Annotated in this window: 16 protein-coding genes; 11 read left to right on the forward strand and 5 right to left on the reverse strand. The window is 52.5% G+C overall.

Annotation, left to right across the window (positions count from 1 at the left end; all coding sequences use genetic code 11):
• Positions 1 to 103: 103 nt before the first annotated feature.
• The 6 genes from Q0P86_RS08405 (at position 104) to Q0P86_RS08430 (ending at position 11,221) form a co-directional block, all read left to right on the forward strand.
• Positions 104 to 751 (forward strand): hypothetical protein, encoded by a 648-nt coding sequence (locus Q0P86_RS08405; RefSeq protein ID WP_294111698.1) that lies wholly within the window; start codon positions 104 to 106, stop codon positions 749 to 751.
• Between the two features lie 99 nt (positions 752 to 850).
• Entirely contained in the window at positions 851 to 1,876 is a 1,026-nt protein-coding gene (locus Q0P86_RS08410; RefSeq protein WP_290993976.1) for an aldose 1-epimerase, read from the forward strand.
• A gap of 191 nt (positions 1,877 to 2,067) precedes the next feature.
• Positions 2,068 to 4,371 (forward strand): glycosyl hydrolase, encoded by a 2,304-nt coding sequence (locus Q0P86_RS08415; protein WP_294984722.1) that lies wholly within the window; start codon positions 2,068 to 2,070, stop codon positions 4,369 to 4,371.
• 245 nt (positions 4,372 to 4,616) lie between these two features.
• Positions 4,617 to 6,503 carry a T9SS type A sorting domain-containing protein gene (locus tag Q0P86_RS08420; protein ID WP_295038787.1) on the forward strand — a complete coding sequence of 629 codons (1,887 nt, stop codon included), beginning with the start codon at positions 4,617 to 4,619 and terminating at the stop codon, positions 6,501 to 6,503.
• Positions 6,504 to 6,651: 148 nt separating this feature from the next.
• On the forward strand, positions 6,652 to 8,505 hold the full coding sequence (locus tag Q0P86_RS08425; protein ID WP_295038789.1) for a glycosyl hydrolase: 1,854 nt from the start codon (positions 6,652 to 6,654) through the stop codon (positions 8,503 to 8,505).
• A gap of 574 nt (positions 8,506 to 9,079) precedes the next feature.
• Positions 9,080 to 11,221 carry a glycoside hydrolase family 5 protein gene (locus Q0P86_RS08430; protein ID WP_294984714.1) on the forward strand — a complete coding sequence of 714 codons (2,142 nt, stop codon included), beginning with the start codon at positions 9,080 to 9,082 and terminating at the stop codon, positions 11,219 to 11,221.
• Positions 11,222 to 11,350: 129 nt separating this feature from the next.
• On the opposite strand, the gene Q0P86_RS08435 is transcribed toward Q0P86_RS08430, so the two are convergent.
• Together Q0P86_RS08435 and Q0P86_RS08440 are read right to left on the reverse strand one after the other, a co-directional pair.
• Positions 11,351 to 15,049, reverse strand: a complete 3,699-nt coding sequence (locus Q0P86_RS08435) for an SNF2-related protein (RefSeq protein WP_295038791.1) — start codon at positions 15,047 to 15,049, stop codon at positions 11,351 to 11,353.
• A 102-nt stretch (positions 15,050 to 15,151) separates the two neighbouring features.
• A complete protein-coding gene (locus Q0P86_RS08440) occupies positions 15,152 to 15,685 on the reverse strand; it encodes a carbohydrate-binding family 9-like protein (protein ID WP_295038793.1) in 534 nt (177 codons plus the stop codon).
• A gap of 222 nt (positions 15,686 to 15,907) precedes the next feature.
• Between Q0P86_RS08440 and Q0P86_RS08445 the strand changes: the two genes are divergently transcribed.
• The 3 genes from Q0P86_RS08445 to Q0P86_RS08455 all read left to right on the forward strand — a co-directional run bounded on the left by Q0P86_RS08445 (position 15,908) and on the right by Q0P86_RS08455 (position 18,182).
• The gene (locus Q0P86_RS08445; protein WP_290993962.1) at positions 15,908 to 16,231 is read left to right on the forward strand and encodes a SpoVG family protein; all 324 of its coding nucleotides are present in this window, start codon (positions 15,908 to 15,910) and stop codon (positions 16,229 to 16,231) included.
• A 9-nt stretch (positions 16,232 to 16,240) separates the two neighbouring features.
• Positions 16,241 to 17,776 carry a YifB family Mg chelatase-like AAA ATPase gene (locus tag Q0P86_RS08450; protein WP_295038795.1) on the forward strand — a complete coding sequence of 512 codons (1,536 nt, stop codon included), beginning with the start codon at positions 16,241 to 16,243 and terminating at the stop codon, positions 17,774 to 17,776.
• Between the two features lie 115 nt (positions 17,777 to 17,891).
• Positions 17,892 to 18,182 carry a GIY-YIG nuclease family protein gene (locus Q0P86_RS08455; RefSeq protein WP_294984702.1) on the forward strand — a complete coding sequence of 97 codons (291 nt, stop codon included), beginning with the start codon at positions 17,892 to 17,894 and terminating at the stop codon, positions 18,180 to 18,182.
• Positions 18,183 to 18,475: 293 nt separating this feature from the next.
• Here Q0P86_RS08455 and Q0P86_RS08460 read toward each other — a convergent pair whose 3' ends face one another.
• Positions 18,476 to 18,841: a dihydroneopterin aldolase gene (locus tag Q0P86_RS08460; protein ID WP_072977771.1), complete on the reverse strand. Its 366-nt coding sequence runs from the start codon at positions 18,839 to 18,841 to the stop codon at positions 18,476 to 18,478.
• Positions 18,835 to 19,866 carry a hypothetical protein gene (locus Q0P86_RS08465; protein ID WP_295038797.1) on the reverse strand — a complete coding sequence of 344 codons (1,032 nt, stop codon included), beginning with the start codon at positions 19,864 to 19,866 and terminating at the stop codon, positions 18,835 to 18,837. The genes Q0P86_RS08460 and Q0P86_RS08465 overlap by 7 nt, the downstream gene beginning before the upstream one ends.
• A 717-nt stretch (positions 19,867 to 20,583) precedes the next feature.
• On the opposite strand from Q0P86_RS08465, the gene pgk reads away from it, so the two are divergent.
• Both pgk and Q0P86_RS08475 read left to right on the forward strand, forming a co-directional pair.
• A complete protein-coding gene (gene pgk, locus Q0P86_RS08470; protein WP_295038799.1) occupies positions 20,584 to 21,840 on the forward strand; it encodes a phosphoglycerate kinase in 1,257 nt (418 codons plus the stop codon).
• A gap of 215 nt (positions 21,841 to 22,055) precedes the next feature.
• Positions 22,056 to 22,847: a hypothetical protein gene (locus tag Q0P86_RS08475; protein WP_295038801.1), complete on the forward strand. Its 792-nt coding sequence runs from the start codon at positions 22,056 to 22,058 to the stop codon at positions 22,845 to 22,847.
• Between the two features lie 75 nt (positions 22,848 to 22,922).
• Here Q0P86_RS08475 and Q0P86_RS08480 read toward each other — a convergent pair whose 3' ends face one another.
• The gene (locus Q0P86_RS08480) at positions 22,923 to 24,629 is read right to left on the reverse strand and encodes a Na/Pi cotransporter family protein (protein ID WP_294984748.1); all 1,707 of its coding nucleotides are present in this window, start codon (positions 24,627 to 24,629) and stop codon (positions 22,923 to 22,925) included.
• Between the last annotated feature and the right edge of the window lie 282 nt (positions 24,630 to 24,911).

Raw genomic sequence — 24,911 nt, forward strand, 5'->3', positions numbered from 1 at the left:
CAAGCATTTTTTTTCATTTTTTTTAAATTTGGTCTGCATTTTTTACAATAAAATGACATTTTTTACTCTTGACAAGTTAAAAAAAGGCCAAAAATCAGTTTTTATGCATCAAAACACGGTTACGGACGCACTGAAAACCATTGAAGTTCCCCCCGAATTACGGGGTCTTTCCGACGAAGAAATTATCCGGAATTCCGAAGAATTCCAAAAAAAATTTGAAGGGAAGCGTAAAAACGGGGCAGCACGTCCTTCCAAGAGGGAACGACTCGCCCAGAAAGAAGAAAAAGCCAGGCGCGAGACCGAAAAAATCGCCGCTGAAATTTTCGGGAAGAGCCCTGTCCTGGGCAATATACCGAAAGACATGTCTACGCCGTTTCCGCCAGTTACGCCCCTCAACGAACTTTCGAACGAAAAGCGAAAAATGCTCGAGGACGCCTTCTCGCCAAGCAGCAAGGGATACTCCCTTCTCAAAACCGACGAAAAGAGCGTACACGACGCACCCCGTTCCATGATTTCAGAAATGCCTAAACCCGCTTCGGGAAGAGTCCTCAAAGTCTCTTTCGGCGCCAAGAATGGCCCCGCCCCCAAGGCTGTCATCGTCTCGGCGGCAGACCTCGCAAAACAAAAGGCCGAAGAACGCGCCAAGAAAATCCAGGCGTTTTTCAGGGCCAAGCATCCGGAAGCAACTACGATGCCCGACGGCGCTCCCATCAAGCGCCCCCGCGGCAGGCCCCGCAAGAACCCCCTTTAGCACAAAATTTCGTTTACAAACAAAGAAATCGTAAAAAAAACTTATTTATATATGGCAATGGGGCTGTTTGCCCCATTTTTTGTGTAGATTTATTTTGATATGAGTCAATTCAAGCTTATTTACCGCCCGTTGGGCACCATACCCTGCTTCGTGATGCAACGCGACGACGGAGCCGAATTTGAAATTTTGAGCGGATTCGGCGGCGGGCTCAATGCCTGGCGCGTACCGGTCGAAGATCCGGAAAACTCTCACAGCTCCAAAATGCTCGACCTGCTCTACGGCTACAGGGACGAGCCGACACTCCGCAAGATTTCGCCCGACACCAATGCAGGTTGCAGACTCACACCGTTCCCCGGACGCACAGCTTACGCCCAGTTCAAATGGAAAGGCGAAACCTACAAGTTGGTCAACAACGTCAGCTGGGCGCCACATGCCCTGCACGGTTTTCTGCAAGATAAGGAATGGACTTTCGAAAGCTTTGAAAGCGACATCGACAGTTGCACGGCTATTTTCAGCTGCGACTGGCCCGGCGCCTTTACGGGATTCCCTTTCCCCTACCGCGCCATCAACGAAATCACCTTTACGGGCGAAAGTGTCACGGTTACGGCTAGGGTCCAAAACATCGGCAAGGCGGAACTCCCCTATTCCGAAGGTTGGCACCCCTACTTTATGCTGGGCGAAAAAATCGACAACCTGACGATGACGCTCCCACGTAGCTCGCTCGCGCTCCTGGACAGCGCCGACCTCCCCACGGGCAACTTCAAGGAAGAGTTGCGCTTTGTAGACGGCCGCAAGATTGGCGACGAATTCATCAACGACTGTTTCTGCCTCGAAAAGGAAGTGACGCAGCTGAAGGCGACCGATTCCGACTTCATCAACAATGTACACGCCTCACTCGAAAGCGACCGCTATACGCTTGACATTTGGCAAAAGGCCGGCATCGAACAGTACAACGCCATCCAGATTTACACGCCGCCCGACCGCATGAGCATTGCCATCGAACCCATGACCGGCGAGCCAAACGCCCTGAACCACCAGCGTGGCCTGATCGTGATCCAGCCCGGTGAAGAACGGACATTCACGTTCGGGTTCCGTTTCCACGAAAAAACGGGTATCGAACTTTAAGTTTGAAACCGATTTAGCGCGTTTTTTACGCATTTTTTGCGAAAATCGCGTAAAAATATTTTTCAGGATCCGTCTTTCGGGGCGGATTTTTTGTTGAGAAATACCCAACGATTTATTCAACGCCACAGAAAAAATTCTTTAATGAACTCCTTTTTTAACCTATTTTCCAAACGGACAATATAGGAGTTATCATGAACTTTACTAAAACCATTCTCGCATTCGGTCTTGCTGCAGCAGCTACCGCTAGCGCTGCCCAGTACGAAGCCGAAAATGCAACCCTTTCCGGCGATGCAGCCTCGGGCACAAGCACCGAAGCTTCTGGCGGCAAGTACGTCAAGATGAACGGTGGAGACATCACTTTTTCTAATGTTTCTATCGACAAGGCCGGCCAATACACCATAACCATTCACTACATGAACAACTACGGTGGCGACAAGATCAACAATGTCGAAGTTGGCGGTACATCTTCCCAGGTCTCTTTTCCGGTGACCGAAAAGGGCAAGTTTACCGATGTTGAGACGGTTCTCGCACTCGCTGCAGGCGAAAACACCATCGCCATCACCAATAGCTGGGGTTGGATCGACGTAGACTACATCGACGTTAGCCCTTACCAAGCTAAGGCATTCGACCTTTGCAATGCACCTGTAACCAAAACTGCAACCCCCTCCGCAGTAAAGCTCTACAACTTCTTGGTCAACAACTTTGGCAAGAAGACTATTTCTGGCGTCATGACCGGCAATATGGACAAATACACTATGGGCGATGCCACCCAGCACGAAGACGTGCAAACCGTCTATAAATACGGCGGCAAGTACCCGGCTCTCGTCGGCGTCGACCTGATGAACGCCACCGGAGCAAACAAGGACCAGGACTGGTTCAAGGAATACACCGCAAAGACTGTAGATATCGCGAAGAGCATCTGGGCAAAAGGCGGCATCCCTGCAATCACATGGCACTGGCGTCCTGGTGAAGAAGTTGAATTCTACACCGTCAACGGCAACAAGACCAACAACACGGATTTCGACTTTAGCACGGCCTTCTTGAAGGGAACCACGACGTGGGACACCCTCTCTACCGCCTATAAGGCAATCACCGGAGACATCGACCTCGTTTCCGAAATCTTCCTGGATTTGCAGAAGGCCGGCGTCGCCGCCATCTTCCGTCCGTTGCACGAATCCGGTGGAAACTGGTTCTGGTGGAGCACGAATACCGGCAAGCAGTTCGCAGCCCTCTACCAGCTGGTCTACGAACGCATGGTGTTCAAGAACGGCGTAAACAATCTTGTCTGGGACTTCAACCCGCAGGACGCTTCCAAGATTTCCTGGACTCCGGGCGAAACCTACTACGACGTTCTTAGCGTTGACATCTATAACAAGGCTAACGACCACCAGAGCAACAGCGCCGCATTCATTGACTTCACGAACAAGGGCGGCACGAACAAGATCATTTCGCTCAGCGAAAACGGTCCCATCCCTGACGTAGACAACATGTACAACGAAGGCGCCACCTGGAGCTGGTGGATGCCGTGGTACGACTCCTGGGGATCCGACAAGCACATTAGCCAGACCTCCGCAAGTGTGTGGCAGAAGAACCTCGCCGACGAACGCATCATCACTCTCGACGAAATGCCCGGCTGGGATAATTACAATGAAGCCGCATCCGCCACAAAGGTATGCGCGACTTCTACCGCCAATGCCAAGTACGGTGCAGGCTCTGCTGAAGAAGTCAAGAACCTGATGATGGCCGTGACCTACACAGCACTCAACGACAGCGGTGCAAATATCGAATTGCAGAAAGTTCCCAACCTCACCGGTGCAAAGACCGTTTCTCTCAAGATTACGAACAACGGTTCCGGCGGTGCAGATAACGGTATCTGGGTTGGCCTCGCCTTTGTCCGCAACGGTATGAAGGACGACGCCTGGACTTGGGAGATGTCAACCTCCACCGGCTGCTGGATTAACGACGGAGCCACAACTACTTGCGAATTCGACATCACCAAATACGAAGATGACGACAAGGTAGAACATCCGATTGATCTCGACAACCTCTTCTCCGTCACGCTGATGGTTGCAGCAGTAGGCTTCGAAGGGACGGTCATCTTTGACGACCTGGTTGCCGACAACGGGAAGGTGATTTCCGCATTCGACAAGAAGACTGAACTGTTTACCGCCGCCACGCAGAGCAAGGGGCACATCGCCAAGATTGAACTCGTTGACGAAACGGGAAAATCCGCCGCCATCAAGCCGGTGGCTGCAGCAAGCGCCGCCGCCAAGTTGAGTGTATCGGGCAAGACTGTTTCGCTCACCACCGCCAAGGCAGGCATGGTTGCAGTCGAAGTGTTCGGCATGAACGGCAAGCGCGTCGCAACGCTCTACAAGGGAAACCTCGCCGCAGGCACCAGCGCATTCAGCCTCGCCGACATGCCCAAGGGTCGCTACATCGTCCGCGTGAAGGGAGCAGGACTCGCCGCAACGCAGCCGATTCTCGTTAAGTAATTTTTCTTTCATGACTCCTGGTCCCTGCGGGTTTACTCCCGCGGGGGCTTTTTTTATGATCGTTAGCCACTGAACCGTAATAAAATTTGCCTATCACGATAATCCGATTGGCGCCATCGGTGCATGAATTGGTGTGGACAAAAAACGGGATTTATGTCAACACCCCTAAATAAAAACCGTGCCATTTGCGTCTTATTTTTTTAAATTCCCGATGAACGCCCCTGACAGGCGTTTCGAGGAGTTATATGAAAAAATTGAGTTTTGCAGCTCTTTGCGGAGCCTTTTTGCTCGGTGGAACCGCTTTTGCAGCCCCGGGCCTCACGGTGAGCGGCACCGACCTGCTCTATAACGGTAAGAAAATCTTCTTTTCGGGCACGAACCTCGCCTGGAGCGATTACAATTCTGACGTGGGGGCATCCCCGCTGAACGAAAACGCCTGGCGCAAGGCTGTGGAAGGCACGCGCGCCGCGGGCGGTAACGCTATCCGCTGGTGGCTTTTCAACAACATGAGCCAGAGCCCCGAAATCGACCAGACGACGCACCTGGTTTCGGGCCTCAAGGAAAACACCATCAACAACATGAAGAAGGCCCTGGACATCGCCGAGGAATACGGCGTGATGGTCTCGATGTGTCTCTTCAGCCACAACCTGATGGAACCCAACCAGTGGGGACTTTACGACGAAAAGCTCGACATCACGGCAAACGAATTGCTTTTTGAAGATGAAGGCACACAGGCGTTTATCGACAATGCGCTCATCCCGGTGGTGAAGGCGATTGGCAACCACAAGGCGCTCATGACTTGGGAAGTCTTCAACGAACCCGAGGGCATGACAAGCGAATGTAGCGGCTGGACTACCAAGAAGATGGCGCTTTCCAAGATTCAGGCGTTTACAAACAAGGTAGCGGCAGCCATCCACACCGAAAACCCGGAACTGCTCGTTTCTACCGGTAGCGTGAACATCCAGTATCAGAAGTACTGGAACGACGCGGCCCTCGTGGCGGCGGGCGGCAAGGCGAACGGCACGCTCGACTTTTTCCAGACGCACTACTACCCGTATTACCAGAACGATGCGGTGAGCCCGTTCGTGAATACGGCAGCCCAGATGGCGAGCACGTACGGTTACGATAGCAAGCCGATGATTATCGGCGAATTCCCCGCAAGCGGCTGGAAGGGCGATACCTATACCGCAAGCATGGCGGCAAAGACCCAGATTTCGACCGAGGAATGCTACCGCAAGGCGTTTGACGGCGGTTACGCGGGCGCACTCGCCTGGCAGTACATCGGCGACAAGACCGAATCGAACTTCGGCGGCTACACCTACACGATTGACCCGGCACTCGATGCCATGAAGGCGCTTGCCGCAACGGAAGAAGCGAGCATCAAGATCAAGGACGTAACGATTAGCCAGGAAGGCGGCGATGGCAAGATGGCCGTGACCTACGGAGGCGACAATGCGCAGATCGAATACCAGAAGACGTGGGACCTGAGCAAGGCCAACACGTTCACGTTCGAGGTGAAAAACCAGGGCGCGAGCGACGCCCAGCTGCATCTGATTTTCAAACTGACTAGCGCATGGACCTGGACCCCGGTGAACGACGATGCCGGTGCGTGCATTGTGTCCGCGGGCAAATCTACGGTTTGTTCCTTCGACATTTCCAGCTTCGCTGACCGTAACCAGACCTTGAGTGTCGTCATTGCGAACTATGCAGCAGGCTACACCGGCACCATCCTGTACGACAACTTCAAGGCGGGCGACCAAGTCCTTTGGGACTTCAACGAAGACAAGTACGATGCCTTCAGCCGCGGTTTCGAAAATACAGAAGAGATGATTCCCGAAATCAAGATTGTGTTCGACGAAGGTCCCATCGGGATTGAGCCTCGCGCAGTCTCGCCCGCTGCGGGTGGCACCTTCAATATCGCAGGCAATACGATTTCTCTTGTGACCGCGAAGGCGGGCGACGTGAGCGTGGATGTTTACGGTATGAACGGCAGGCGCATCGTCACCCTCTTCCACGGCACGCTTACGCAGGGCAGCTACGCGTTCAGTCTCGAGAATATGCCCAAGGGAATGTATATCGTGCGCGTAAAGGGTGCGGGAATAGCAGCCACAAGGCCTGTACTTGTAAAATAAAGAGTTTCTGACTCCTCGCCCCTGTGGGTTTATACCCGCGGGGGCTTTTTATTGCGAATCAGACAACATCTTTTCCGTTGTTTTACTTGCAAACGGAATATTCTGATTTTTCAAAAGTATATTTAAGGCATAAATTAAGGAGTGTTGTATGGGATGTAAATTACTCGCGGCACTGTCCGCGTTCTCCATTGTGTCTGCTTTTGCAGCCCCCACAATCTACGAAGCCGAAGAATTGCCTGACGCAAGCGTTGCCGAAGGGGCAGATTTTTCGGGCGGAAAATACGCAAAGACAGCAGACCCTAGCGGCATCACATTCACCGTCAAGGTCGAAGAAACCGCCGTCTACGACATTACCACCAAGGTTCTGATCAAGCAATACGACTGGACCACCTCTAAAATCGCGGTCAACGGCGTAGATGTAGGCTCCATGCTTACCACCCCGCGCAACTGCGATTCGAGCTACGTGGTTTCGGCATCCGCCAAAATGAAGGCCGGCGAAAACAAGATTACCGTGGGTAACCAGGCTCTCGGCGTGGACTACATTACCGTCGAACGCCACCCCGACGCGGTATTCAAGATTAGCGAATTGCCGGTAACACCGAACGCGACGGAATCGGCCCGCAAAGTCTACACCTTCCTGCGCGAAAATTTCGGCAAGAAGACCGTTAGCGGCATGATGATCAGCGACCAGAATTTCAACTACGATTATGGCAACATGCGGCTCATTCCGCCTGGCGGCTGCACGCCCGCGGATTCCTGCAAGTTCAGCGACGAGGAAGTCTCGTGGAAGGGTCAGACCGACATCGCCGAGTTCTACAAGCGTAGCGGGCACTACCCCGCCATTGGCGGCTTCGACATGCTGTTTGCGGCAGGCGGTCACCACGAAGAAGGCTGGTTCAAGGGCTACACCGAAAACAACCTGGTGATGACCGAGCAGCTGTGGGAAATGGGCGGCATTCCGACTTATACCTGGCACTGGAAAGTCGGGGAAGACACAATTTTCTACACGCAGCAGCAAGGATACAGGAATACGGGTTGCACCGAAGGCGTCACAAAAACGGCCGACAACAACACCTGCTTTAACTACACGAAGGCCTTCAAGGATTCCACCTGCAAGGAAATTGACGCGACTTCGCAGGTCTACAAGGACATCGTCGCCGACCTGGACATTGTCTCGGGCTACTTCAAACAGCTCGAAGAAAAGGGAATCGCCGTCGTATGGCGCCCCTTGCACGAAGCAAGCGGAGGCTGGTTCTGGTGGGGAGTCGCAAGCGCCGAATGCTATGTACAGCTGTACCGCTTGGTATTCGATCGCATGGTCGAAACCAACAAGCTCTCCAACCTAATCTGGGTCTGGAACATCAATACCGACCCGAAATTCGGTTACGACTACAGCGCCCTGAATGCAGCATGGTACCCTGGCGATGCATACGTGGACATTGTCGCTGTTGATATTTACGACCCGCTGAACGACCACAACTCTGCAGCCAATTACTACAACAAGATTGTGAGCGACGTGGGCACAAGCAAGATGATTGCCTTGAGCGAAAACGGCGCCATTCCGGACATTGACAGCATTGCCGAAGACAAGGCCTATTGGAGCTACTGGATGACCTGGAGCCAGACCTGGAGCGGAAATTTCTTGGAAAAGACTCCGACAGACATGTGGAAACGCAACTTGGATGACGAACGCATTATCGCCCTCGACGACATGCCCGGTTGGGACAATGTGAAGGCCGACATCAGGAAGGTTCGCCGTATGAGTTCCAACAACCCGACCGTCAATATGCAGGGCAACCAAGTTACCGTATCGCTTGCTCAGGCCGGGACCGTAAATATCGCCCTGTTCGACTTGCTCGGCCATAAGGTCGCAAGCCTCGCCCAAGGAAACCTGCCTGCAGGAAATACTGCATTCAATCTTGACGGTATCGCCAGCGGCCATTACATTGTGCGCGCCAAAGTCGGCAGCACCAGCCTCGCAAAAAAAATTTCACTAAAATAATCAACACCGAAAATAGACAACACCATATTTCTAGTCAGGAAAGCCGATTTTGAGCAAAAATCGGCATTTTTTCTTTTGTTAAAGGCTTTCACGAATATTAAGCGACCGTGGAGCAAAATTATTGCCGTTTTTACATACTTTTCATATAAAAAAGAGTCTTCAGTATGTAAAGAGCCTCTTCTTTTGTTTATTGTTACATACTTTTTTCATTTTCAAGCAACTTAGTATGTAATTTTTGTCAAAAAAAGAGGGGAAAACGGCAAAAAATCCCCTAAAAATCTTTCTACAAGCACCAAAGTCTCTTATTTTTGCACGAAAAAATCTGTTTTTTACATACTAGCCGCACTGTTTTTAGCTTTTAGTATGTAACGATGTCCGGCAAAGCACAAAATATAGCCTAATTAGGCATGTAAAGCCATTCATATTCCTCTTTTAAAGTCCCTGTTGAGAATTCTACACCGCAAAAAACGCGCAGGAACATATTTTTCTTTATTTTCGAGGTCCCAGAATCTAATTTCATAGAAAACAGACAACCGGGCAAGTCATGCCCACACATACCATATAAGGAGTCAAAATGTTTGGTATCGGAAAGTTTGGTATCGCGGTCGGCGCGCTCTCGCTCGCCAGCACGGCTGCGTTCGCCCTCCCCAAGGCGACCGAAATCTACCCCAAGATGGGTCTCGGCTACAACATCGGCAACACGATGGAAGTGCCGGGCAACCAGGGAGGCCCGACAGGATGGCACAATCCCTTCCCCGACGCCGCCTATGTAAAGGCCATCAAGGACGCAGGTTTCAACACCGTGCGTATTCCCTGCGCCTGGAACAGCCACGCCTCTAACGGCACCATTAACGCCGGCTGGCTCGACTCCGTAAAGACCGTCGTCGATCTCGTCATCAACAACGGCATGTACGCCATCTTGAACAGCCACTGGGACGGCGGTTGGCTCGAAGACGAAGTCTTTAGCGGCGGACACATCGACCGCAACGGAAATCAGGCCACAACCGACTCGTCCAAGGTTCGCGCCCTGCAAGAAGGCTACTGGAAGCAAATTGCAGACTACTTCAAAACCTACGACGAACATCTGATTTTCGCATCCGCCAATGAACCTGGCGTGAACGATCACCGTGGTGGTTCCGCTGCAAATGGTTACACCGACAATGGTCAGTTGGCTTTCAATGAAGACCGCATGACCATCTTAAAGCGTCTCCACGAAGCATGCCTACGCGCCGTACGCACTTCCGGCGGCAACAACGCCACCCGTATCGTAGTCGTGCAGGCCCCACGCACCGAAATTGACAAGGTTCCGCTCCTTTCCGCGCAATACCCGACAGACCCGGCAGGCGACGGCTACACCATGGCCGAAGTCCACTACTATCCGTATCAATACTCCCTGATGACTGCTGACGAAGACTGGGGCACTCAGTTCTATTACTACTTCGACTTGCCCAGCACAACGGATAAGACCCATAACATGGGCTGGAACGTTTATTCTAAGTCCATTGACGATCAGGCTCTCGGCACCCCCAAGCAGATTGCCAAGGCCTTCGGCGAACTGAAGACCATGTTCTGCGACAAGGGCATTCCTGTCGTGATCGGCGAAATGGGTGCAGTCAAGCGTCTCGACGCACTTTCTGGAGCAAACCTGAAACTCCACCTTGAAGGCCGCGCCGCTTGGTACGGCGAAGTGGCAAAGGTCGCCAAGGCAAACGGACTCGTTCCCTGCGTATGGGACACCGGTGACGAAGGCGATGGTAACATGACCATTATCCGCCGCCAGGTGAACAAGTTCGGCGGCAACGTGGGCGACATTACCGACTTTGAAACTTTGAACGCCATGCGTGAAGCATACAGCCTGGCCGCTCTCCCGGGCAACAGCATTGATTCCCTCGTCAACCAGAATCCTGATATTCCCGAAACCGAAGAAGGCAAGGGCGTGCAGTTGACTTACCAGACAGTAACTTCCGACTCCAGCGAAGTGGGTACACTACGCATCAACCTTGCTAGTGGCAAAAACAATCTTTCCAAGTATGTTGGCATCGAAATCCGAATGAAGGGTTCTGTTGAAACTGCAGGCGGTTGCACCGGCGAAAGCGACGGCTGCGGCGAATACGGTTGGGCCTCCATGGACCTCTTCATGATGACAGGCAGTAGCTGGGCATGGTTTGACGCCTCCGTTTTGGAACAGGCTGACCAGCAGCTCGATGCCACCAAATTCCAGACTTTCCAGATCAAGTGGACAGACTTCCGTACCGAACCCACAGACCTCAACTTGGTGAATGCCATCGGCTTGAACCTTTACGGCACGCAGGTCACCGGCACCATCACCTTCGACTACATCAAGGGCATCAAGGCCGACGGCTCTACCGAAATCATCGATGACTTCGACAAGAAACCGCAAGTCGACGGTATCGCAACCGCCAAGATCGTTTCCGTCAGCGGCACCAGCGCCATCAAGCCCGCAGCAGTCGCCGCAACGTCCAAGATGTTCGTGAACGTTCAGTACGGCTCCGTTATGGCTCAGTTTAACGCTGCAGCAACCGCTCCGGCCAAGGCTATGCTCCTGAACAGCATAGGGCAGGTGATCGCACAGCAGAATTTCACCGCAAGCAAGGGCATGAACACTGTTGAACTTTCGAGCGACTACCGCGGTCCGGCAGTACTCATGGTCAAGCAGGGCAGCCAGCGCTATATGCAAAAGGTGATTCTGAAGTAAGTTTCGTGTGGAGTCCCGGCAGGTTGGAGTGTCTTTGCCGGGATTGCTCGACAAGAAGCAAAAGGACTCGGTCATCAATATCGAGTCTTTTTTTTGTATTCTATTACTTCTGTAGGGGGCCAGGAAATGTTACAGCACCGAAGCGGAATCCAACGCAAAGATTTCGCCTAATTGCTTATCATCCATGTCGGCAAGCCAGGTTTCACCGGCGTTCACCGTCATCTCGGCGACGGCCTTTTTGGCTTCGAGCAGCGCGTCGATTTTTTCTTCAAAAGTACCCTTGGTAATAAAGCGGTGTACCTGCACATTCCTGGTCTGCCCAATACGGAACGCACGGTCCGTCGCCTGCGCTTCGATAGCGGGATTCCACCACAAGTCATAGTGAATCACCTGCGAAGCGGCGGTCAAGTTAAGACCGGTTCCTGCCGCCTTGAGCGAAAGGATAAGCACCTTGTCTTCGGGGTATTCCTGAAACCGGCGCACCATTTCGTTGCGTTGATTCTGTGTACAGCCGCCGTGGTAAAAATCCGCCTTGATTTGCAATTCGCGTTCAAGCGTTTCTTGCAGTAGCTCGCCCATTTCGCGGAACTGCGTAAAGATGATAGCCTTTTCGCCCTGCTCCTGAATAGAACGCAGCAAGTCGAGAAGCATCCCCAGTTTTCCGGAATCTTCGATCTTCGCCTCCCCCGCCTTCAAGTAGGTACGCGGGTGGTTGCAAATTTGCTTGAGCGCAAGAATCATCTGGAGAATAAGTCCCTTGCGCTTGAAAAGGTTGCTTGCGCCAGCAGGAACCGCAGAAGCTGACGCGGCATCCGCGCCGTCGGCAACCGCGAGCACATCCGCACCGATATCCATTGACGGGCCTTCTTCAAGCAGTTGCAATTCTTCCATGAACTTGTCGAGGATCTTCTTGTACAGCGCCGCCTGCGACCGCGTCAGTTCCGCATACTCGTTCTGCTGAATCTTGTCGGGCAAGTCACTGATAATCGTCTTGTCCGTCTTCATACGGCGAAGCATAAAGGGAGCGGTTATCTTCTTGAACTTTTCAGCGACCGCTTGGTTTGCATTCTTCTGGATAGGCGTTTCGTACTTGTCGCGGAATTCCAGCGCCGAGGGCAAAAAGCCACGGTTGCAGAAATCCATAATCGTCCAGAATTCCATCAGACGATTTTCGACCGGGGTTCCACTCATGGCAATCTTCATCGGAGCTTTGAGTGCTCGAATTTTGCGACTCTGTTCGCTGTCGGCATTCTTGATGTTCTGCGCTTCGTCGATTACGACCACGCGCCAGTTCAGCTTTTCAAGCTTCTTGAAGTCGAGGCGGCAAGTCGAATAGGTCGTAATCAGCAAGTCCGCATCGAACTTTTCCAGCTTGCGGCCCGCTCCATGGTAAGTGAACACCTTGAGTTCGGGCGCGAACTTCTTGACTTCCATCTGCCAGTTGCAAAGGAGGCCCGCCGGCACCACCACAAGCGCACGCCCTTCGGCAAGGCGCCCTTCCTGTTTCAGCTTCAAGAGGAAAGCAATCACCTGGAGAGTCTTTCCAAGGCCCATGTCATCGGCCAATATGCAGCCGAAGCCCATCTGGAGATTCTTGTACATCCACGAATAGCCGCGCATCTGGTAGGGGCGAAGTGTCGCGTTCAGGTTTTCCGGCAAGTCCGTCTCGGTTTCTCCACGCCACACGTCCAGTTGCTGTTTCAATCCGTCAGTCATGTCGACAGGGATGTCGTCACATTGTCCCGTCAGGCAGGCCTGCAGAAGTTTCGCCGTCGAGGGAATAAAATCCTCGGAAGACTCATCTACATCGGAATCCGCGGCGTCGATAGCATCCGCAGCCTCACCCGTAGAATCCGCGCCATCAATGGCACCGTCAACAACAACTGCACCACCGACCTTTTTCTTTTCGCGTTCGTCGATACGCTGCTGCAGTAGCGCGAGGTCCTCCGCCGTATATTCAACGTAGCGGTCCTTATACTTGAGGAGTCCTTCGGCATCCTTGGCAAGCCGCATGAATTCCTCGGCGGGAATCTTCTCGTCGCCCAAAGCCACTTCCCAGTCAAAGTCCAGCAGGTCACCCGCGGTGAACGCCCCGATACCAAGACTTCCCTTGAGCTTCATCTGCGTCTTGGGGCGTGCAATTTCCTTGAGGGAACGCGGCATCTCGGTCACGATGCCGAACACCTCAAATTTCTTGATGGAATAAGTGACAAATTCCTTGAGTTCCGCGCCCTTCATCACGATCGGTTCTACCGCGTGATCTGCCAGGTAATGTTTCATCGGCTTGAACGTTTCCGAGACGCAGTTGAGCACGTTCATCAGCGACAGAAGCCGCGGATCGCTATTTTCGAAGAGAGTCTTGAGCGGTTCGCGACCCACCGACGATTCCACGAAAACATCCAGGGCAATTTCCTTGCCAAGTTCCGAGCAGCGGAAAATAATCTTGTGATTGAATTCCAGCGAATTGTAGACAGAGAACCACGCCTGAATCTTTGACGGAATCTTGAGCCCGTTCGCCGCCAGTTTTCCCGACTTGCAGTCAAAGAAAAATCCGAGCAGGTTTTCGTGAGTTCCCTTCTTGTAACTCTGCGCCGTACGCGCAAAACGGAGCAGCTTGCCGATAAAAATCGAGAGGATATGTTCGGCGGCTCCGTCCAGGTCTTCGCGTAGCAAGTCACGCACTGTAAAAGCGAAATCGTCGGGAACACCCTTTTCAAGTTCCGCCACCACCGCAAGCACATCAGGAAGCATCTCCGCCGGGAGCCAGCGCACCTGCGCCGTCACGCCGTTCAGCCAAAACACCTGCGGGTAAATCGCACCGCAGCGCACCAGGTAATACGCCACCATCAGGAGCTGGTGAACAAAGCGCACCGTCACGTGGTTATGCCAAACGCAATCCTGGTTCAGGCGGCAAAGTGCTCCCATGATATTTTCGACGGAAAGTCCCTCGGCCACCACGCGCTCGTCTTCAAGCAGGCTGAACGTCCACTGCCAACCCCGTGCATGCACCACCTGCAGGCGTTCCCGTTCCATCAGGAACGTATGCGCATGGTAGATTCCAAAATCCTGTGCAAACTGTTCAAATTTTTCAAAATGGTTGTAGAACAGGCGGCAACGTTCCAGTTCGTCAACAAAACTCTTCTTGAAATTCCCCGCTGGACAAAAATCAGGACAATTCGACAACATCGCCGGGAGCACATGGGAATAATCGCGCCACTCATTAAAATTGAACTTGGGGACGCGCGGCATCTCTGTACGGTCGTTTACCGGCAAGATCCGCACCAGAGTCGATTCGCTCGGCACATCCGATTCCACCGGCTCCGGCTTATAGTCCTTGAGGTAGGCGATATCGATTCCGTGAATCCTGAAAAGCACAAACGGGTCCAAAGAAATCATTTCGCCCAGCTTCAGGAACACCGATATCACGTAACGGCAAGGCAGCGGATCCTTGCAGTCACAGTTCATGTTCACGTGGTCGCAGGTTTCGAATAGAGATAGCCCGCATTTAGAAAGGAGCAGTTCGATAGAGGGGTTCATCGCCTCATTCGAAAGCGCCGTCAGTTCCACCGGCTGCTGCTTTAGGAGCCCCACAAAGACATTGGCTCGTTCCTTGTCGAACTTCGGGAAAACGAGGTAAACATTGTGCGAACCGCCATTCGGCCCCTTCACCTCGGCCATGACGCGGTTGTCGGACACCGTAAAGGGCTGGACCTGCCCACGCCCCACATACTTGAAAGCCAGGTCAATATCGCGGGCGGACGCACCCGAAAGCAAGTGGTCTAGCCACTTCTTGCTCCACCAAGTACTTCCGTATACACCATATTCCATAGCCCCCAAATATAGTAATTTTTTGTATTAAAATTTGCTCATTTGAGCAATAAAACTACAAATGGCAGCGGACGGTGCTTACAGATCCCAGACTAGGGACCATCAGGTAAAGTTCCTGAAAAACTCCGGGCGGTGAAAATCGGGTTTCTCGGTTTCAATCTCGAATGCGCTCAGGTAGTGCGGCGTTTTCGCCTTGTCGGCGCACTTGTAGAGGTTTCCCCTGAGTTGGACTCCGTCGAAACTTTGGATGCCAAGGACGCTCGCCGGAATCTGCACCGTCATTCCCCAGCACACCAGGTTGCCTGCCACACAGGCGAGTTGCTTGGTTCGAATCACCTTGTCGGTTTCCGACTGCGGAAGCACCGTGCGGTTATTGCGGTCGGGGCCACGGGCCGCCAAAAGGTAGCCACGGCAGGTCGTTTCGAAGTTGAAGTACTCACCGGGATTCACTGGACTCTGTAGGAAAATTTCGACGCAGGAATCTTCCCAACTGCGGCCGTTGTCGCCATCGACTTCGGCACGGAAACAGTCCGAAGGTTCTTCCACCGTAAAGTGGATCGTGAAATAATCCGCGGAAAGTTCCGCCTCGGCAAGCACGGTCGGGAGAGCGATTCCCTGATTCTGGGGCCAGTTCATATTCGGTTTCAAGAGCATGTGTTAATAATAGTAAACTGATTAATCAGTGATTAATCGGTGATTAATCACCTCGGCCGATTCGTCTTTTTTTGAAATTTTCATTTTTTCGTTTAATTTCGCCGTTTTTTCAAATTGGCACGGTTCTTGCAAATAGGGTTCCGACAACGGCACGGGCAATTCGTTACGTTGCCAACAAATTCACACATAAACTAGGAGGCCTATATGGCTGAAGAAAAGAAGAAGAAAGAATGGAATGCGACCGGGGCGTTCGACTGCCTCGCCGTCACCAGCGTGCAGGTTTACCCCTTCAAGGAAGGCCCTTCCATGGGGCATATCAAGGGGCTTGCCTCGGTCGTGCTCAACGACCAGTTCCTGGTTCGCGGGCTCCGCGTGATGGAAGGCGAAAACGGCATGTTCGTGGGTTACCCGATTGATCCGTTCTTCAAGGGCGAAGATTTCCGTAGCGTATGTTTCCCGATGGCACGCAACCTGCGCGAGCATATCGAAAATTGCGTTCTTGAAAAGTACCAGGCCGCAGTCGCCTAAGGAGAATCCATGTTCCGTCGAATCCGATCTTACTGCTTGTTTGGAATAAAGGCTGTCCCAGTGAGTGTCGAAATCGATGCCTCGCAGGGGCTGCCGGGTTTCACCATGGTAGGGTTACCCGACAACGCGGTAAGGGAATCACGGGAACGTGTCGTTTCGGCAATTCGTTCCATCGACAAGGTAGTGACCGGTTTCCGGACTACGGTGAACTTGTCGCCCGCGGATTTGCGGAAAGAAGGAAGCGCCCTGGATCTGCCACTTGCCATCGGGCTGCTGGTTGCGACCGGCGAAATCGAAGTTCCCCAACTTGAAAACCTCGTTATCGTGGGGGAACTTTCGCTCGATGGCCTGCTGAAGCCGATTCGGGGCGCGCTTTCGATTGCCATGAGCCTTTCGGAAAAGTCCAAGAACATCCTGGTGATTCCTCGCGCGAACGAAAGCGAAGTCTCGCTGGTCGAAGGAATCCGCTATGTCTGCGCAGATACCCTCAGGGAATGCGTCGAGGCTTTGGAAGCGGGTGCAGAGAATGTTGCCAGGTGGGCCACCGGCTTCCGATTTAAGAATAAATTAACTATTACTGCAAATGACATTCCCGATTTCAAGAATGTCGTCGGGATGGAGGGCGTCAAGCGGGCGCTGGAAGTGGCCGCGGCAGGGGCGCACAATTTTCTGCTGGTAGGCTCGCCCGGAGCGGGCAAGACGCTCTGTGCAAAATGCCTGCCGGGCATTTTGCCCGAAATGACCGAGACCGAGATTCTAGAGACAACCCGCATCCACTCGTGTGCCAGAACCGCCGGCGATTCCGACGAATTCAAGCCGGTCATGACGCGCCCGTTCCGCACGCCCCACCACAGCGCGTCCATGGTGTCCTTGGTGGGGGGCGGCACCCGGCTAAAGCCGGGCGAAGCGAGCCTCGCACACAACGGGGTCCTCTTTCTGGACGAGCTCCCCGAATTCAACCGCAGTGTCTTGGAGGCCCTGCGCGAACCGATGGAAGAAGGATCTATCTCGGTCAGTCGCGCGAGCGGCACCGTCGTCTGGCCCGCCCGATTCATGATGGGAGCGGCCATGAACCCCTGCCCCTGCGGTTACGCCATGGATCCCAAGCGCCACTGCACCTGCCTCCCCGAGGCACGCAAACGCTACCAAGAAAAAATTTCAGGACCTCTCCTTGACCGCATCGATATCCAAGTGAGCGTTCCTCCCGTAGACGCCTCGCAATTTGCATCGAAGGCCTCCGCGGAGCCGTCCGCAGAAATCCGCAAGCGAGTCTGCGCCGCCCGCGACATCCAACGCAAACGGTTCAAGGGAACCCGCTTCAAGACGAATGCGGAAATGAGTTCCAATTTCGCCAAGGAAAGCTGCAACCTCTCCCCCGCCACCGAAAAATTCGCCGTCAACGCCGCCGACCGAATGAACTTGAGCGCCCGCGGTTACTATAGACTATTAAAGGTCGGGCGCACCATCGCCGACCTTCGAAATTCAGAATCAGTTGAAATCGAGGACCTCTCCGAAGCCCTGCGCTACCGCGCCTTCCGCAGCTAAAGACCTCCACACTCGTCATCCTGGAGGGAGTGTAGCGATCGACAGGATCCACGCCCGTCATCCTGGAGGGAGCTCTGCGACCGACGGGATCCAAAAAAAAATTATACGAAACCCTATGAAAAAAAAAGGCTTTACATACATTTTATTTAACAAGCGATACGGAACCCTTTACATCGGAGTAACCTCTAATCTTAAAAAAAGAATTGCTGAGCATAAGTCAAAAAAATATCCTGGGTTCACTCAAAAATACAATGTAGACAAATTGGGTTTCTACGAAGAACATTCTTCTATCCGACTAGCAATTGAAAGAGAGAAGAAACTTAAACGCTTGCATCGACAAGAAAAAATTCAGTTAATAGAATCTATCAATCCTACATGGCAGGATCTTTTCGATTCTCTCAGTTAAAAAGTAGAACGCTGGTTATGGATTCCCTTCCGCGCTTCGCTTGGTCGAGAATGACGAGCATTGATACAGGCTTCCAGAGTTGTCGCACAACCGACAGCGTTCGCGCTGCCATCCTGACGAGCACTCTTCAACTGAAGGATACCACACTCGTCATCCTGGAGGGAGCTCTGCGACCGACGGGATCCACGCCCGTCATCCTGGAGGTATTCTTCGATTCTCTCAGTTAAAAAAGTAGAACGCTGGTTATGGATTCCCTTCCGCGCTTCGCTTGGTCGAGAATGACGCACTTTGTACTAGCGGATTATCTTGATGGAAGATTCGGCGCCGGCGCTTTGCGGGATTGCGAGCGGCTTGCGGACAGAAACTTCTGCCGCGACGGTCTTCGGGTAGTGGTTCAGGATATGTTTCGCGGTTTCTACAACCAGCGTTTCTTCTAACTGAAAACGGGACTTGCAAACGAAGTCCTGTACGTCATCAGCTAACTGAACATAATCAATGGAATGAGCCAAATCCTCGTTGCGAGCAGCGAGGGTAAAATCAAGCCACACGGAAATGTTCATCACGACCGGCTGCTCGTTTTCGCGTTCGAAAGGGAGCGTGCCGATAATGCAGCTGAACTCCAGGTCCCGTATAGAGATTTTACCCGTTTCGACTACCATACGAAGAGGACAACAGCGCCAGCAATGGCACCGGCAGCGACACCGAACCAGATGTTACGGGCGGTGGCGTAAGAATCGTGAGTCTTCTTGTTTTCGTCCATGCGCTTCTGCATGTTGGCCAAGGACCAGTCAGTGTTACCGGCCTTCTCGGACATCACCGCGCGGCACTTATCGGGATTTGCGTCGGTGTTGCAAGCACTCAAGATCTTGTCGTTGATTTCAGAAAGTTCGTCGTAAGCATCCTGAGCTTCGCCGGCCTTGCTTTGCTGGACGATACCGATTACGGCTGAAGTAACTGCGAGAGCGGAAAGACCGACAGCAGTCCAGAAACGGACTTCATCAGCAATACCGAAACGGTCGCCCACATCGCTTGCAGCGTCGCTTGCGGCGTAGTCGCGATCATCGGCAGATGTATTGTCAACCGGAGCGGAAGTCTTGTAAGAAGTGTAATCTTCTTCATCTTCGTCTTCGCAGTCCGGATCGTATTCGTCACATTCTTCTTCGTCGCTAGAGCTTGCGGCGGGAACGGCAGCGGCAACGGTTTCTTCTTCAGCAGCGGGAGCGTCGCCCTTCAAGGTCACCGGAGAACCGTCAATAAAGACAATCGCTGTCGTAAGACCAGGAGCGTAAACAGCCTTGCCATCGAAGTAGACCTTCTCGACATCCTTATCGGCGGACATACCGCGACGTTCATAGAGCTTAGCCGAAACGAGCTTGGAATAGTCAACGCCATCGGCAGTCAGAGCTGTCATCGAGGAAAGGTCACCCTTGCCACCCTGATAGAGCTGGTAAGAGGTTTCGGATTCACCAAACGGATCTTCGAACTTCTGACGGACGACCAGGCGGCCTTCTTGGAGCGTTTCGACTTCATCTGCAGGAGCGACCTTAAGCGTTCCGCCAAATTCGGCAACGATATAGTCATCCGGTGTGCCCGCATCCTTTGCGGAAAATTCTTCAATATCGTATACGCCAGCAAAAGCCGATACGACAGACAGGCAGAGAACCATCAAAAGTGAACGTTTCATTTATCACTCCAAATTGTCTAATTTTTTTCTGAAATATATAAAAAAATATGGACAATTGCATCAAAAATATGCCCCAACATTACACATTTGTGAATATTATGTTTTCCCATCGGGCGAATTGTTTCCCAATGTTTACAAGCATCGCAGAAAAATGCAAGCGGGGCGTTACGGGGCCGGCGATTACAGAAACCCATGACGCTCGGTCATAGCCATGCAAGCATGGCTGCGACTCTCGCTTACAGGGTTTTGAGGCCCCGTTCGAAGGGGTAGCGCCCTTCGACAGACTCAGGGACCTATGTTCCTGAGGATGGCGATGGAAGCGAGGGGGAGACTTCCCCCTACAACTTCTACTCTGGATCCCCTCCCCCATCGTGCTACGCACTCCGGGGTCGAGGATGACTTATGTGAAATCGGGCGGCTCAATCCGGGGTCGAGGATGACTCATGTGAAATCGGGCGGCTCGGCGATGCCCCAAAGCATTCGTTTTTTGTCGCAGCACTCGCCTTTGACGCTCTTCAAGCGTCTTTTGCCGGCTCAAAAAGGGATTTGCAAGCAGCTCCGCATTGTTCGCCCTACGCAAAGTTACTATATGGCGTCCCTTCGGAACGCATATAGGACGGCTCGGCAATGTCAAAACAACAAGTTGTTTTGCCGCTGCTCTCGCCTTTTACTATATTTTTGCGCGTAAAATTTTAACCCTAACAGAGGATTGCTACAATGGCAAAGCTTTCTATCGAAGATCTCGAACTCGCCGGCAAGCGCGTGTTCATCCGTGTTGACTTCAACGTTCCGCAGGACAAGGTGACTGGCGAAATCACCAACACCAAGCGTATCGAAGCCGCGCTCCCGACCATCCAGTACGCTCTTGACAAGGGTGCAGCCGTCGTGCTCGCTTCTCACCTGGGACGCCCGAATGGCGAAAAGAACATGAAGTACACGCTCGCTCCGGTTGCAAAGAAGCTCGAAGAACTCATCAAGAAGCCGGTGAAGTTCCTCTCCGACTGCGTGGGTCCGGAAGTCGAAGCCGCCTGCGCCGCTATCAAGCCGGGTGAAATCATCCTCCTCGAAAACCTCCGCTTCCACATCGAAGAAGAAGGCAAGAGGAAGATCAAGAACGCTGATGGCACCGAAACTAAGGAAAAGGCCGACAAGGAAGCCGTGAAGACCTTCCGCGCAAGCCTCACCAAGCTCGCTGACGTCTACGTGAACGACGCTTTCGGTACCGCTCACCGTGACCACTCTTCCATGACTGGTGTTGAACTTCCGCAGCGTGCCGCTGGTTTCCTCATGAACAAGGAACTCAAGGCATTCGACCAGGTGCTCAACAATCCTCCGCGTCCGTTCCTCGCCATCCTCGGCGGTGCCAAGGTCGCTGACAAGATCCAGCTCATCAACAACCTCCTCGACAAGGCCGACAAGATCATCATCGGCGGTGGCATGGCTTTCACCTTCAAGAAGGTTCTGAACAACATCGAAATCGGTTCTTCCCTGTTTGACGAAGAAGGCGCCAAGCTCGTTCCGGATCTGATGGCCAAGGCCAAGGCTGCCGGCAAGGAAATTATCCTCCCGGTCGACTACATCGCTGCCGACAAGTTCGCTGCCGACGCTGCCACGAAGGCTGTTTCTGACGCCGAAGGCATTCCGGCTGGCTGGATGGGCCTCGATGTGGGAGCTGAATCCACCAAGCTCTTCGTGAACGCTATCAAGTCCGCCAAGACCATCGTCTGGAACGGCCCTGCAGGCGTGTTCGAATTCGAAGCTTTCGAAAAGGCTACCAAGGCTATGGCCGACGCTATCGTCGAAGCTACCGCTGCCGGCGCAATCACCGTGATCGGTGGTGGCGATACCGCAACGGCAGCCAAGAAGTACGGCGCCGACAAGAAGGTGACCCACACTTCTACGGGTGGTGGCGCATCCCTTGAACTGCTGGAAGGGAAGGTTCTTCCGGGCGTCGCATTCCTCACGGATAAGTAATTCGTCGATAAACTTCGCTATAATGCGCCACGCGAGCTCTCGCTGTATGTCTGATACAGCTTCGGCTCGCGTTTCTTGTCTTGCTCGTTTCTAGACGAATTACAGTTTATAGTTAAGCAATGGTTCTCGCCTTGCTCTGCATGTTTCTAATCAAATTTTTGTTTGATTTATAGAGGCCCTCGTTAGCGAGGGTTTCTTTTTTTTATTTTTTACTTATGAGATATCTTGTTTTTATTCTTTTATTTGCAATGTCCGTGTTCGCACAAGAGACAAATTCGTACGCTCCGGCCGAGGCTTCCGCAGCACAGCCCCAATACGCGCAATACCCGAACCAGCCGCAAAATGCGTCGGTTCAACAAAATGTGCAAACTCCGCAATACGCCCCCGCACAATACGGTCAACCCAACCAGTATCCCCCGCAACAGCAGTACGCACCTGCGCAGTATCCGGCACAATACCCGAATCAAGCTCCAGCCCAATACCCTGCCCAGCAGCCTTATTACGCTCCGGCACCGTACCCCGTTGCTCAGCCGAAGTACCCGCCTCAATACTACCAGCAGGTTTTCTATGACGACAGTGTCGCCTACTACCAGAACATGATTGAAATCTACACTCAAAGCGGCAATTCGAAGCGGAGAGCGGGCAACGCCATGATGATCGGTGGTGGAATCGGAGCCGGCATCGGAGGGATTATGATGATCGGCGCATTGGATGATATCGACGGCGATGACTGTCGCTACAATGATTACCGGTGCAACGAAGACCACGAAGATAAAGAGAACATCGCCATTGCAGGTTACCTAATCCTTCTCGGAGGCGCCGGCGTTTTCATCGCAGGCGTCGTCGTAAAAATAGTGGGCGGTTCCAAGCTGCGCAAGGCAGAGCGTTTCCGCAATTCCCTTGTGCAGTACAACTACAGAAGGCAACACGCCCTGCAACTGCAAATCGAGCCTTTAATCAACGCCCGCAAAGGCTCCTACGGCAGCAGACTTTCTTTGAATTTCTAATTCGCTTTCCTAACGTCAAAAGCCCCTTGAAAAAAGGGGCTTTTTGTTGCAGTACACCGAAGTTTATAGGTGAATTTAAGTGGAGAATTTTTTATTCGTGTGAGCCTCGACCACATTCACCACATAGTCGCCGAGTTTTTCACAGTCGTTCACCACATCCATGTAGTGCACGCCCATTTGGTAGCTGTACTTCTGCGATTCGATGTCGGCAATGTTTTTCTCCTTGAGGAGCTTGCGATAATCGTTGATTTCGTTCTCCATATTCAGCGTACGGTTTGCGTCGGCAGTCACAGCATCGCTAATGACATCGATCATGTTTGTAAGCGCCTTGTCGCACAACTGCATAATGTGCTTGATGCGGTTGTACTGTTCTTCGGTAAAGTCGTCGGAACTTCTAAACTTGCGGTTGATGGCGCGGGCCATATTGTAGCAAGCGTCGCCGATACTTTCGATTTCAGAAATTTCGCGGAGCATCGACTGGATATTCGTCTTACTTTCAGGGCTCAAGCGACCTTCGGAAACCTGGTTCAGGTATTTGGCGATTTCAATTTCCATGTTGTCGCTAATGCCTTCGTACTTCTCGATGCGGGCAAAGAGCTTCACGAAATCGTTTTCATCCTTCATCTCGAGCAGTTCGGGGACCATGCGGAACATTTTTTGCGTGCGGGCTGCAAACAGGTTGATTTCCTTGCGGGCTTCGAAGAGCGAAAGTTCTGCAGTGCTCATGAGGCCCGCACTGATAAACTTGACCTTGAAATCTTCGCCATCTTCCTTATCGTGGATAATCTTGCAGATGATTTTTTCCATCGGTTTAATGAACCAGATGAGGATCAGCACGTTGCAAAGATTGAATGCCGTGTGGAAGGCAGAAAGCGCGTAGGTCACGCGCACACCCGCCTGGGCAATTTCTTCTTCGGTGTGCGGCACGAACGTCGGGTCAAAACCCACGATGCTACACACCATATTCACGAACGGGCGGAATACAATCAGAATCCACACCACGCCGAACACGTTGAACAGCATGTGGGCCAAGGCGGCACGCCTAGCCTGCGTACTTGCCGAAAGGGCCGCAAGGTTCGAAGTCACCGTGGTACCGATGTTTTCACCCATCACAAGCGCTATGCCCTGGTAAATCGGGAGCACTCCACTGCTGCAAAGCAAGAGCGTAATCGCCATGATAGCCGCAGACGACTGCACGCACATGGTCAGGATACTACCCAGCAGCAAGAAGAGGAGCGTGCTGAAGATACCCCAACCGCCAGTCGTCGCAAAGAAGTTGATGACCGTCTGGTTGTGAGCCAAGTCCATAGCCACCGCATTTTCACGCAGCGTGGTAAGGCCGAGGAACATGAACGCAAAACCGAACACGAATTCGCCGATGCTCTTGGTCGAATTCTTCTTGGTGTAAGAAAGGATGATGCCGAGGGCGAAGAAGGGCCACACCACCGAGCTCATGTTGAACTGGAACCCGAAAACGGACATAATCCATGCCGTGGCCGTAGTACCGATGTTTGCACCCATGATAACAGGAATGGCCTGACTCAATGTGAGCAGGCCAGCATTAACGAAGCTTACGGTAAGGACGGTCGTAGCGGTAGAAGACTGCACCGAGGCTGTCACAAAGGTACCAGTGAGAAGGCCTCCGATGCGGTGCTTGGTCATGGTTCCAAGGACAGCACGCAGGTGACCGCCCGTGAGTTTCTGCAAGCCTTCGCTCATGGTCTTCATGCCGAACATGAGGAGCGCAAGGCAACCGATCATTTTAAGAATCATAAATGTCATAGGACATTCCTACGGAACGCCACTACCGGATCATCGTCGCTGCCTTTCAGCTAGTTCGGGCTCATGGCGGTGAATTGTTTATTGTAAAGAGTACGTAAAAATATAGTAAAGTACCAGCATTTTCCCATTCCATAAAGGGCTATAAAAAAGGAATATATTTATTACAAGCAAAGCCCCCATCAGTTGACGGGGGCTTTTGTCTCAAAAACTAGCGGATATTTACAATTGGCAACCTCTAAAAATTTCCCCAAAACGACTGTTTACAAATAAACTAACATTTAC

It is taken from the genome of uncultured Fibrobacter sp. (assembly GCF_946062555.1).
In the GTDB taxonomy this organism is placed as follows: Bacteria; Fibrobacterota; Fibrobacteria; order Fibrobacterales; family Fibrobacteraceae; genus Fibrobacter.